Origin of the sequence: Microscilla marina ATCC 23134, from assembly GCF_000169175.1 — a bacterium.
GTDB classification, from domain to species: domain Bacteria; phylum Bacteroidota; class Bacteroidia; order Cytophagales; family Microscillaceae; genus Microscilla; species Microscilla marina.
This window is the reverse complement of record NZ_AAWS01000037.1, coordinates 38,645-53,366: the sequence shown is the minus strand read 5'-3', so window position 1 is coordinate 53,366 and position 14,722 is coordinate 38,645. Positions and strand designations below refer to the sequence as shown.

General features: G+C 43.3%; 1 protein-coding gene. It reads left to right on the top strand.

Annotated features, from left to right (window positions below; genetic code table 11):
* The first annotated feature begins 89 nt into the window (after positions 1–89).
* The gene (locus M23134_RS26285; protein WP_002701425.1) at positions 90–14,483 is read left to right on the top strand and encodes a Tc toxin subunit A-related protein; all 14,394 of its coding nucleotides are present in this window, start codon (positions 90–92) and stop codon (positions 14,481–14,483) included.
* Positions 14,484–14,722: the final 239 nt, after the last annotated feature.

Below are 14,722 nucleotides of genomic sequence, written 5' to 3'. Positions count from 1 at the left end.
ATCGCAATAATTGTCCGATTTAAAACTTATGCTCAATCTCGAAACTTATTTTGAACATTGTTCCTAAACTAAACATAACCACCTAAATCATGAGTACATTTAATGATCTGCCAGACTATGAAGCTCTTTTCGGAGACTTAGACTTCAAAGAAGGCGATGAATCAAGATCAGTTTATTCTCCTGCTGCTTATTTGGCAGATTTACTGCAAATGATGGACGATGAGTTTTCTTCTACCGAAGATGTAAAAACCAGGCGTCCTGACATACGTAATATTATTCTTGATTATGAAAATTCTTTCGAAGAAATTCCTTATTTGGAGGTAGTTAACGAAGTACTTGAGACCAAAATTGGAGACAGTGTGTACACTGATTTGCTTGAGGCTTCTTATCCTTTTAACATGCCCTTCAACTTAGATCATGCCGAAGTTCAACTCTACTTAAAGCACTTGGGCATTTCTGCTGAAGAACTGTATAAAACTTTTTCGCTGGAGCACGACGATGGCATTATTGCTAGAGAATACCTAGACCTCTCGGAAGAAAAGCACGAGATGATCATTTCGGAGCATAGTTATGGGCCTGTTCGGAAATACTATAACTATTCAAGCGATGACGACACCTCAGACCTGGGCTTTCAGGCATACATGGCCAATGTCACTACCTTTTTAGAAACCACCGACCTCACGGGGGTACAAGCCAGGGAATTACTGTATCAAAACTTGCGCGAAGAAGAGTATGGCTTTCAAGTCAATTTTTATATCAATAATGACTTGGCAGGCGATGGCTATGCCTTGCTAGACGATACTGAAACCTACATTGTTTGGAGCAACGATTCGGAGGGAACTTGGAAAGACGACGATGGCAATACCTACAATGAGTTGCCGTATGATTGGTACGACAGGGTCAGCCGTTTTACCCGTTTTGCTAACAAAATAGGCATCAGTTTCACCGACTTAGATTTGATCATTAGGCACTGCTGCAATAATACCCTAGATGCGGATGCAGTGGCTATGGTTGCCTCGGTAAAAAAACTCAAAGAAGCCTTTGATGTAGACTATGAGGTAGTGGTGGCATTGCTGTCTACCATCAACGAAATGGGGCAAACCGAAGAAGAGGAACCCAAAGATCTCTTCAACCGCATTTTTAACAATAAGTGTGTGCAATTTGACGAGCGCTATATCTTGGGATCGGTAGATTTGGCTATAGAGTTTCAAGAAGAAGAGGAGTATACGGAAATACCTTATTATGCCGACTTGTTTTCGGAAGACAACTATGACTTCAGAAAACGGGTACGCTATGTATTGGGACTTTCTAAACTTGACCTGGAAAAGATTATCCAGCGTTTGGACGACAAAGAGGTCGAGGAGAGCCTTTGGTTGCTAGAAGAGAACAAGATGGACTTGCTCAACTTCCTTTACCGTTTCACGAAACTATCATCTTTACTAGATATTGGTCACGAAGAGTTGTTTACGCTTTTTGATGTGCTGGAGGTTGACCCTACCATTGCCAACCACAATCAACAAAACATCTTCCTTAGTTACTTGCCTTCTACGCAAGACTGTTACGAGATTTTTATGGGCTCGGACGTAAAAGACCAGCAGTGGCTGATTCATACCTTGCATTATGTTGCTAAGTGGATGATGGAGCATGGCTTTACTGCCGATGCCTTATGGCAAATAACCACGGGTAAATTCAAAACAGAAGAAGCAGAAGCGGCTTCGCAAGGAGCTAAAATAACCGCGCTAGATGGCATTTATCAAGGGTTTAAATCTATAGTCCTCAAGCCTGAGTCTTTTATTCGAGCCCCCTTTGATAAACGCGCCTCTGGGGTAATTTATCGCACATTGGAAGCCATCAACAAGGCAAAATCATGTGGACATGATGTGCGCTTGGTCAACTATTCGAAAGAAAAAGCCAAAAAGATGGCTCATAAGGCGGTAGATCAACTTGCTTGGGTTACTAGCCTAGATTTTACCAATTTGGGCATTGAGGAGAAACTAGCGGAGAAGATGTTTCGAAACTTGGTGATGATAGGCTATATAAATGAACAAGGGGTGATACAACCCAATGTGTTTCCCAAGGATAGCCAGTACTTTCGCCTCGAAACTAACTTTACTTACCTTCGCCATCAGATATTTAACATCTTCCAAGCGCTTTTTGAAGAGGCAGAGGTGCAAGAGGGTGAAACATTGGAAGACCTGAGCATTTCTATATTTCCATCAGATTTTGAGGCGTTAGGGCTGAGCAAAGGTGAGCAAAACGAATTGTATGATAGCCTCATTTTTAATAATTATATAGATGAAGACGGGAACATTCAACACCCATTTTTCTTTGCCAAAAGTGAGAACGAAGAAGATTTTGATACAGAAATAGATATTAATGATTATGCCCCTCAAGTGTATGCACAGTTTGAGAAAAAACTCAAAATGTTTGAAGAAGGGCAATTGATGATTGGTAAATCAATTTTTAGCGAATTGCCTTTAAAAGAAACAGAAATAGGTGCGTTGGTTGAGAACCTGATCTTCAATAAATACATAGATAAAAACCATGTAGTAAAGGATAAACACCGCTTGCTTAAAGAAGATGTCAAGGAGTTTGAACTGGCGCTTCATTTCTATCCTCATCGCCATGACATTCTTCGTTTGCTCAAACAAAAAGTAGAGGGTGTTCAGCAGGAATACATGACCGTAAGTGTGGCTTCGCTAAGCCCAATAGCAGATGAGATTGTAGCTACATGGGCTTACCAAGACTTGCAAGACGAGTATATCCATGGCGCTAAGTTATTGCCTACCTCAAGAGCGTTTTTCTTGGATGAGGAGAATAAAAAAGAATTTATTTTAAGCTATTATTTTGATAACCTGCCTGGCACCATCTTATTTGATCGCATGGCAAGCATTGTCAAAACTACTGAAGCTTTCCATGTAACAACGCAAGCCTTCCAAGACTTAAAATTCTCTAAGGATGAAACCGAAGAGGCAATGCATTTACTTCGCCGCATGGAGGTGATCACTGAAGATAATAAGTTGCCCATGGGTGCCTTGGAGCATTACTTAGACTCGAATAATGCCCTCTCGTTCCACGTAAAAGGATTTGAAGATTACAACAAAGATATATTCTTTTTGCTACAGGCAGTAGCCAAGCAAGTAAAAGAAGCGCAAGAGGTGATTCAAACGGTATTGAAAGAGACTGCCGAAAAACAAGACCGTTTTTTATACGACCAATTGCAGAGCATTTTTGGGCTAGATGCCAACATTATGCAATCCATATCGCGCGAGGTATTTGAAGGGCAACCAGACATAAAGGCGGCTTGGATGTTACCCATTTTTAGGGCAGTCAATGTATTAGATACGGTGACCAAAGAACCCCTAGATGCGGCTTTCAATAGTGCCTTCAAACGCATCCGCCAGTTTGCGATGCTGTCGGGCAAGTTGCAACTATCGAAAGAGGAAGTAGCGCTTGCCTTCCGTGACCAGAACTTGGCTGCCAAGTTTCCCGAAAAAATAGCGCTTGACGTAATCACTGAGGCAGATGTACCCGAAACAACTTCTATAGAAAAAATTGACGCCATTCTGGAAGGAGATGATTTTATTTACTTGTTCCACGATGGCAAGTACTGGATTTATCGCAAATCGGACTATGAATTGGTTGACAAAACGGATTTGGAAAGCGATGAGGATTTGATTGACTTGCAACGAGATGACGACGACTTGCGAGACGTGCTAGAGGATGACCCAATTCGATTATTGTTTGAAAAAGAAGGGGGCTCTATTCAGGTGAGTGCCGCTTTTAAAGACAAAGAGGGGAATACCTATATTTTTACCAAAGATTATTACTTTCTCTTGCCAAAAGGCAGCGATACTTGGGATGTACGCTACAATGAATTTGGAAATTTAGACAACAACTTCGAAGCCATTACCGAGATAAACATGGCTTACAAAGACGAAGAAGGAAGGTTGTTTTTATTTGCCAATGATGAATATGTAAGGTACTCTGATGGGCACAATTACATTGATGATGAATACCCTAAAAAAATTGCCGAGAGCTGGAAAGATGAAAACCTAAAGGTAGACCTTCCCCCGCATTTTGGTCATAAGTTTAGTGCTGCCTTTGAGGGCACTGACGGTTATTCTTATGTATTTAATGGGCGTGGGTTTGTAAGCTCCGAGCACAAAGGTAAAATGATGCCAGTGGACAAACACTGGGGAAAGATGGAGTATGAGTTTGCAGGGGGCAACCATATCGATGCCATACTAAAAGATGGGGTCAATATATACTTGTTTTCGGGAGAGGTAATGGTGAAGTATACCGACTGTCTCGAAAATGAAGGCATACAAGTAGCCGAGGGGTTCCCCAAACGCATCATAGACCAATACCCAGCCCTTCCGTATGAGTTTGCCCAAGGAGTAGATGCCGCCTTCAGAGGAGAAGATGGCAAGCTCCATTTTATGAAAGACGAGTATGCCGTAAGCTTTAACGAAGGCGACGACCAAATAGCACTATTAGACTTAGCCGATACTTGGGGAATTGTGCAAAATAATATCCAAACCACGGGAACCGTTGATGCGGTATTGTCGGCATTGGATGGTAGAGTTTATGTCTTTAGTGGCGATCAATACTTCCGTTATTCGGGCAATAATTACGCAAAAGTTGACCCTGGTTATCCACGCACTACTTCCGAAGATTTTAAGGGGCTGATGCAGGTAGAGGCGGCTTTTGTGCTAGATGGTAAAACGTATTTGTTTGGGGTTGCCGAAAACGAAACCCAGATGTATGTACGCTACTCTACGCCTGACTACACTGAGGTAGACGAAGAAGACGAGGACGAGAGCAGCTACATTACTCCAGTAGAAAGCCTACCCGATGTTGAAGAGGTGGAGACGTTTCCTAGAGATCAAAATGACGATGAATGGTGGAGTTTCCCACAATCATTAATTGATGCGGGCTTTGAAAAAGTAGACGCGGTTTTTAAAGCACCCAATGGTACTCATTATTTATTTTCGGGCGAGTATGTAGTAGAGTTCAAGGAGGCAAATCGCTGGTGGTCGGAGCCTGAAAAAATCATTGAAAAATGGGATAACCTGCCTTTTACTACCGTCACCGCTGCCTTTACGGGCAAAGACGGAAAAATATACCTTTTCTCTGATACCCAATATGTGCGCATTTCTGATGGAGATTTTTGGAAGGTAGACAATGGTTACCCACGAGCCATTAGCAAATACTGGGGCGAAGTAGAGAACAACATCGAACGCCACCGTAAGGTAGATGCGGCGCTTGTATTAGAGTCGCGCGAAGACGAAGAAGACGACAACGGAGATGACTATGTGGATATCAACCGTCACACCTATATTTTTGCGGGCGACCAAATATTCCGTTACCTCGTTGACGACTACACTAAAGTAGAACAGGGTTACCCCAAAAAGTTGGCTGACCTCAAGGAAGAGCCTCGTTTTGGTGAGTTACAAGATAAAATACATAAAATAACTGCGGCTTATGCCGATGATCGCAATGTATATGTGTTTGACGGGGGCAGTTTACACGTTGTTTCCGATGACGAAGACCACCACAAAGGAGTCTATACCTCTGATGAATTTTTAGGTATTTCGGCAGTAACCGCTGGTTATGGTAGTGTCTACACCCTTGAGGATGGTATTTGGAGACGTGCCAGTAGCTTAGAAGCCGAAGAAATTGAGAAGGTGGACGAAACGCCCAATTTCTTGGATGCGGCACCCGATGTGTTTAGAACCGAGGCAAGTGCGGTATTAAGGGGCACCGACGAAAATACCTATGTGTTTAAAGGTACCGAGTGTTACAACACCTTGCTTGATTTGGAATATGCCACAGGCGAAGAATGGGGCATTGCCAGAAACAACATAGAAATCAACGAAACCATTGATGCGGCTTTTGTGGGCAGAGATGGCAAAACCTATGTTTTTAGTGGCAACCAATACTTTGTGTACGAGACTGATACCTACGTACAAAAGCAGACCGAAGACCCGCCAGAACTTATTTCGAGTAAGTGGGGAGGCTTAAATAACGTAATGCTTGCCTATGTAAAAGATGGCAAAACTTACTTATTCGAAAAAGCCGACGTTCACGGTCACTTTAGGTATGTGGTATACTCTAACGACACCTACGAAAAACCCGACGCTGGGTATCCTAAAAAAGCCGACATTAGCTTCTTTGGCATCCCGCAACAACAAGCCGAAAAAGGCTTCGATCACTTTGATACTATGTTGATGCAAGGCGAGAATATGATCTTCATCAAAGGTCAGCAATTTATCCGCTATAACACCAACGAAGAGAACTGGTCGTATCCCAAAGACTTAGAGTTGCTCTATGAGAACTTCCCTTTTAATAAAACCACTTTTCAGGAGGTAAAAACTGCTTTTGAAGGAGCCGATGGTACCCTCTATTTCTTCAATGAAGACCATTATGTGACCTACGCAGGGGGCGCTTTTTCTGGTGTAACCGAGATAAAAGATCACTGGGGATTGGTGAGCAATAGCTTTGCCGATGTAGTAGATGCGGCTTTTGTATACAATGAGCAAATCACTTACCTGATTTCTGGAAACAAGTATGTCCGTTATTCTACTTCCGATTATCGCTATGTAGACGATGGTTACCCCAAAGAAGTGGCAAAAGATTTAAGGACAGAAGCACCTTTTAGTTTTATGCCCAAGGAGTTTCAGTATGCCATTGACGAGATAGAAGAGTCGGAAGAGGAGCTTCGTATGACGGGCGTTTATACCAACCCCAGAAATACCTATGTCTTCTTGAATAATAAATTGTATGTAGGCTCGAAGCACAAATATGATAGACTAGACACAGGGCATTTGGGCAAGGTACGCAACAACTTTCAGGAGCAGGGACAAGTAGATGCCGCTTTTGTTGATAGCGCGGGCAAAACCTATTTGTTTTCAGGCGATCAATACATTCGTTATTCTGACACTTACTATAGGTACATAGACGAGGGTTACCCCAAATTGATTGTAGACGATTTGACAACGGAGCTAGGGCTGAGCAGTGTACCTGATAACTTTAAATATGGCATTAACGCAGTTTATACTGACAGCGAGGAGGTGGTTTACCTTTTCAAAGATGAAAACTACATTGCCTCAAATAGTGGCTCAGAGCTGTTGTCGATTAGCGATCACTTTGGCAAAATCAAAAACAACTTTCAAGACGACAACGGGCAAACCATTGATGCCGCTTATATAGATGAAGAAGGGCGCTTGTTGGTGTTCAAAGGCGACCAATTTATCCGCTATACTGACCCAAAAGAGTTGTTTACGGAAGACGATGAACTAGAAAAGTATGTCGATGCGGGCTATCCTATGCTCATCGAAGACCACCATGCCCAATTACCCGAAGGCTTTAGAGAAGAGTTGGACGCTGCTTTTATGTTTGAGGGGCGCATGTACTTTGCCAAGGACACGTCGTATGTGATGGCAATTGATGGATACCATACCTATGACGACAACATCTATCCACAAGAATTTAAGTACCGTTGGGGAGATTGGGCAGACTACCTATTGAGCGATGTATTGGCATTGGCGCGATTTAAAAAGTTAGCCGATACCTTCATCAGCGATCAATATAACTTGCCTAGTTTGCTACACCAAGGCGACGGCATAGAAAAAGAACCTTATTTGGCAGTATCCGAAATCTTTGGCTTTGACAAAGATGAAGTGCGCTGGGTAAAACAAAACAATGCATTTTTGGAGTCGCTCAGTTCGTTTGAAAAACAGTTTGACATAGAACTCATCATCAAACTGTATGACATCCTGACCAAGGCACAGGAAATAAACGTAGACGCGTCTAAACTGTATGAAGATGTATGGGTAAATCTGTATGGCACTTCGGTAGATAGAACTACCGCCAAAACCAAGATTTATCAAATGCTAGGTACGGTAGAATGCAACGACAATTACCAAGCACGACTAGACCAAGTAGAGGGGGAGCTTAACACCCTGAAACGAGATGCCTTGGTGCCTTACGCCATTTCGATAGATGACGATTTGTTAGATGCGCGCGATCTGTACGAGAAAACATTGATTGATGTAATGATGGAAAGCGAGGCGACTACTTCGCGTATTAAAGAAGCCATTGCTGCTACTCAGCTATACTTCCACCGCTATTTTATCAACCTAGAGAATGTAGACCTTGCGGGCTCGAACGATGAAGAGGTAAAAGAGAGGCTGAGAAGACAATGGGAATGGATGCGCAATTATCGGGTGTGGGAAGCCAACCGAAAAGTATTTTTATACCCCGAAAACTACATTCGCCCTGAGTTGCGAGATTCGGATTATAAAACGCCCGCTTTTGAAGTGCTAGAGCAAGACTTGATGCAAGGCGACATTACGGAAGACTTGGTAGAAAGAAGCTATAAAAAATACTTGGACGAGTATACCGAAGTTTCTCGTTTGAAGATTGCAGGAGGGTATATCTACGACGAAATAGGCTCTATTGGTAGCAACGATAAAAACTTGGTGCTCTTTGGGCGAACCAAAACCGATCCGCTTCGCTATTACTACCGTTTTGCCAACTTTGTAGACGGCGAAAGCAGTGGGGCTACTTGGGAGCCTTGGAAAAAAGTAGAGGTGGCGATCGAATCTACCAAAGTTTACCCTGTATATGCGTTTTACCGCGTGTTTGTATTTTGGGCTACTGTTGAGCGCATCATGGACGACGAAGACGAGCAAGATTCTTCTACGGCGGCAGTAGCGACTACTACCGACGATGATGACATTCAGTATTTTACTTCCTCATCTTCTTCATCTTCCAGTGGAGGAGGTTATTATCGGGTAAACATTTACTATTCCTTCTACAACCTCAATGACGAGTGGTCGCAACCTCAGTTGCTGGATACCAGCATCGAAACCCAAGGTAAAATCACCGATGTAGAGCTTTTTGTAGAAAACGCCGAAAAGATTGATGGTTATGACGACGATGACTACGAGAATATCGTGATTAGTTGTAAGTATACTTACTATGACTTTTCTGTGCTCAGTCTGCCCTATTTCTTAAAACGTATTTACACCAAAAGTTCTCTGGTAAAAACCAAGCAGGTGGCTTATAGTCTCACCTCAGAACTGGTTACCTACTCGGCAGATACGCCTGACTTTGAAAACAAGGGAATGGAAGTTTTTGAACACCTCTTTCCTTCCGAAGACTCTAGTCAATTGAATAGCAACGACATTGTGATGCTCAATTCTATTGAGAATAGTTTGGATGGTCCTTGGTTTACTTATGACTACAAAGGAGGGGGCTTTTTGGTCAAACCTTCGGTAGTGGCGCTATCTACCGATAAATGGCCGCAAAGCCTGTCAACCAACACCGAGAACCTTCCTACTGACGAGAACATTACGGCTGCCTTCTATGACGGAGCAAGCATTTATTACATGGTAGGCAACATGTACTATGTGTATGATGGTAGCAGTGTCATAGAAAGCGGTAATAACTCGGCACGTTGGGCCCAGGTGCAAAACAACATTCAAGCCGACTATGGCATAGACGCTGGCTATAATGATGGTACCAATGTGTACTTGTTTTCGGGGGATCAATACTACAAGTACCTGACCGACGGGGGAGACTTGGCAGAAGAGTATTACCCCAAACTGATAGAAAACAATGAGTTAGGCATTCCTACCGATTGGGGTAATGTAGATGCGGCTTTTCAGGGAGACGATGGCAATGCTTACTTGTTTAATAATGCTTCGTCAAAGTACGTAGTTGCGGGGAGTAACTCCGATGGAAGTGCGATTTCCAGCAAGTGGGGAATTTTAACGAATAACTTCTCAGGAGCAAGCACCCCAGTGGTAGGTTCATTTGTTTACAACGACACACTTTATGTGTTTAATAGTGACCAATGGATTCGTTACAGCTCTATGGCTAAGGCAGACGATGGCACCATATCAGCCGCTACTCCTGAAGTAATCAAGACGGGGGACTTCTCAAGATTTATAGTGGAAGAGTTTGGTTTTGATGAGGTCACCGCTTCAATTTATGCAGGCAAAACATTAACTTCTGTTTGCTATACTTCTACAGATAATTTACTGAGGGTATATTTTGATGGCTTACTTGTTTGCTTTGACTTGAGCAGTAAAACCATTGACAATGGGGATGAATGGAGTGCTGATATTTTGGTTTACTCCGAATCTGAGAAGATATTCATTACTTCCACTGGAAGCTCTAGCAACAAACTGGGGCTTTACCAAGGGTCGTATGATAGTTTTAAAGGTTATTTCTTTTTAAAAGATAAAAATAGTAATAAAATAGCAGTGGATGCTGCATTTAGCTATAACAACTTCATATACATTTTGTCGGGAGACCAATATTGGACACTAGCCCCTGATCAAATAAAGCTTAAGAGCAGCAACAATAATAATAAAGTAACCAATATCTTTTTGAGCGAGGATAGCAAAACTATCTCGAATACTTTTGGGTTAAGCCTGACCTTTGACAACAGTGGCATTGATGCAGCATTTACGCTCGATGGGTATACTTACCTCTTGTCTGGCGAAAATTATGTGCGCTACGAAGGGGCTGATTATAACACCGTAGAAACTGTGGGTACCATTGCTAGTTTATTGCCAGGTCTCCCTTCCAATTGGTCGGGTACGGTAGACGCGGCATTTACTTACTTTGATAGTAAAACCTATTTGTTTAACAGTGCCAAAAATCAATCGCTTGAACTCAGTTCGGATTTTGATACCTCAAACACGGAAACCATTACGGTGGACTGGGGAAATTTGAACACCCAAAATTTTGATGCAAGTAACATTGATGCCGCTTATGTACTGGATAGTAAAGTCTACTTGTTTAGCGAAGACCAGTTTATAGCACACAGCATTGAGGTTGATGAAGAGGGCAACGTGACTGTAAGCCAAGAGATGGACGAAAACTACCCAAAAACCATTGGCAATGGGGTAAGTGATGTGTCGGCGGCTTTTGTGCTCAATGGTAATGTCTATTTGATTGTAGATAGCCAGTATTATAAGATTCTGAGCACGGAAACGCCAGATAACTTTGACGACAGTGATGGGGCTACCATCAAAGGAAACTGGGGCAACTTCCCAAGCGATTTGCATACAGGAATGACTGCGGCATTGAATAAAAACAGCAAGTTATACTTCATTCAAAACGGTCAGTTTATCGATTATGTAGTGGATGATGAAGATGAGGCGGTGCCTTATGAGATTGATGATGTAAACTATGAAATCGTGCGCTTGACCACCAGTACCGCCGATGCGCTCAACCAAGCCTTGCTTGCTTCGGTAGATACGCCTACGGGTATTGGAGGTTTGCTCAATGCCACCGTACAGCAAACCGACGAAACGCCCTCGTTTAGCCGAGAAGCGGGAAGCTCTGGTCCTACTACGATTGAGGCAGACCCAAACAATGTGGAGTCGTCAGGTTTACCCGTGAGCACCCACCTAGATTTTGACAGTGCCAACGGAATCTATTATTGGGAGATTTTCTTTCATGCGCCTTTCCACATTGCCATGTCGCTCAATACCGATCAAAAATTTGAATATGCCAAAGAATGGTATGAATACATTTTTGATCCAACCGAGACGAGCAACTATTGGAAATTCTTGCCTTTCCTTGCCACCGACATTAGCGCTTTACTTACCTCTATGGAAGGCAGCTTGGAGTACTTTGGCAGTGATGGCGATGACGCAAGGGCAAAGCTAGAAAGCTTCTCAACACTTTTGATTGAGTTTAATCCTGTGTTCCAAGGGTATACCTCGCTAGACAATGTGTCTATTGGCACTTATACCGATTCGGCAGAGGGTGAAGTGACCAGAACCCTTGCCAACATCGAAAGCTGGCCTACTTATACTGAGCTTTCGCTGGCGGTAACCAACCTGACCACCTCAAGCAACGATGCCGACCAGCAAACGCTGTTGGAAAATGCCCAAACCAACTTGCAAGAGGTGTTGGCAATTTGCGCCAAGCTCGACTATCGTTATGAGTTGATGCAAAACACCACTTCACAAATTAGTACTTACCTCGACGATCCGTTCGACCCTCACACCATTGCCGAGTATCGTAAGATCGCCTACCGTAAGGCTATAATGATGAACTACATCGATAACTTGCTCGACTGGGGCGATATGTTGTTCCGTCAATACACCAGAGAAAGCATCAACGAAGCCCGCATGTTGTATGTGTTGGCGTATGACCTCTTGGGTAAAAAACCCGAAAACCTGGGGGAAAAAGTGTTATCCGACGATGTGGCATACAGCGAGCTAAAGCAATACACTGGCTTGGACGATGACTACGATTTTATCTTTGATTTGGAAAATGCCAACTACGACGAAGAAGAGGAAAAAATTATCTCGGCGTATGATAGTTTCTCGTTTGCGGGCATGGTGCACGATTCTATAGCAGACCCTTACTTTTTTGTTCCCGAAAACTCCCTATTCATTGATTATTGGGGGCGAGTAGAAGATCGTCTCTATAAAATCCGCCACAGCCTCAACATCATGGGCATCAAACAACCCTTGCCGCTGTTTCAACCACCCATCGACCCAATGGCGCTAGTAAACGCTGCCGCTGGAGGTGGAGGCTTTAGCAGTGCCTTGGCTGGGCTCACCATGGAAGTGCCTCATTACCGATTTGGCTATATGCTCAACAAGGCTAAAGAGTTTGCCCAAAAGGTAGAACAGTTTGGTAGTGACCTCTTGGCAGCCATCGAAAAGAAAGATGCCGAGGCGTTGAGCATTCTTCAAAATAAAAATGAGCACAATATTCTTCATCTTACTACTCAAATCAAAGAAAAGAACATTGAGGAGGCAGAAAAGAATATTGAGAACCTGGAGGAAAGCAAAAAAACGGCTGAGCTTCAAAAACTTCACTATGATACCTTGATTAGTGATGGGTGGCTCGACGAAGAAACCCAACAGATGGATTTGATGATTGCGGGCATTGCGCTGCAATCGGTAGCCGCCTTTGGCTATATCTTAAGTGCCATTGCCAAGGTGGTGCCTCAGTTCAACATGGGCCCATTCAATTTTGGGGTAACCACAGGAGGAATGCAAGCGGGCGAGTTTCTCGAAAGCACCAACGAGTCGTTCCAAACCACGGGCGAAGCCCTCATGACTTCGGGCGAGCTGGTGGGGATGCGTGCCCAGCACCAACGCTCGGTGCAAGACTGGGAACTGCAAAGAGACATGGCAGACGGGGAGATCAAACAATTGGAGATTCAGATTTTGAGCGCCAAAATACAAAAAGAGGTCGCCCAAAGAGAATTGGAAGTTCACAAAAAGGAGATTGAAAACAACCAATCAATCGCCAACTTTATGACCGATAAATTCTCTAACAAAGCACTCTATCAGTGGATGTCAAGCAAGTTGTCAAGTATGTATTACGATTCGTACAAGATGGCGCACGACATGGCAAAACAAGCCGAAAAAGCCTTTCAGTTCGAAACAGGCACACCCGCTTCGGAAGTGAGCTACATTGGGGGCACCTATTGGGACAGTCAGAAAAAAGGATTGTTGGCGGGTAGCAGCCTTGGCTTTGACCTTAGCCGAATGGAAAAGGCTTACATAGAGCAAGATTCGCGTACTTTCGAAATCACCAAAAACATCTCCTTGTTAGAACTAGACCCACTCGCATTTATGCAACTCAAGTCTAAAGGAGTGTGTGAGTTTAGGCTAACTGAGGCATTGTTTGACTATGATTTCCCTGGGCACTACAAGCGCCAAGTCAAGACAATTGCCCTGGCTTTTGATATTGGCGAAGGGCAGTATGTAAATGCTACGCTTACCCAATTAAACAACAAAGTGTTGCTAGAACCCGACACCAAGGCAGTGAAGCACTTGCTAGACGCCAAGGGCACTCAGCCAATGTCTATTCGCAACGACTGGAAAGCCAACCAACAAGTGGCGCTGTCTTATGTAGACCAGTATACCGAAAACAATGGTTTGTTTGAGCTAAGGTATTACGACGATCGTTACCTGCCGTTTGAAGGCACTGGAGCGGTGTCGTTGTGGAGACTGGAACTCAATGGTAAAAAAGGCTTTACTTACAATGTAAAGGACTTGTTAGATGTCACCATCAAGTTGCGCTATACTGCAGTGCAAGGAGGAAGTGCCTTTGCCAATGCGGTGAAAGGTGCCTTGAAGCCGTACCATACCACTAGTTTCGTTGACATTGCTTATAACTTTACCGATGCTTGGAACAACTTCATGCTGAGCGATGAACAAGACTTGGAGCTTACCTTTACCCGTGACATGTTCCCTAGTATGAGTGGTAGTAAAGTAAATGGTTTGTTCCTTAAGTATGACTATGAGGGGGATCAAAAGCCTACATTCTTGCTCAATGACGAAACCAAACTTACCGACAGTACTTACCTAGAAATAGGTAACCTGAGCGTAGCCAAAGAGGGTTCTACGTGGAAGTTTACTGTACAGGGGGATAAGTCAATGATTAGCAATGTAGAGATGATTGCTTCATACAAGGCAAAAGTTGAATAAACCTATCTTGATTTAGACCTAGTACTCTGGACACTAAATATTTAAAGCGCTATTTTGGGCCTTTTGTTCACTAGCTTCTCTTAAAAATATCCCATAGCTACGGCTATGCTCAATTTTTGAAGATCGCCAGTAAGCAAAATCCATCAAAATTTCTACCTTACCTACTTAGAAGCCAGAGTACTAACAGGTTTTGAAAACTTGTTAGGTCTTATTTCAAATTTTACAACATCCAAATCATA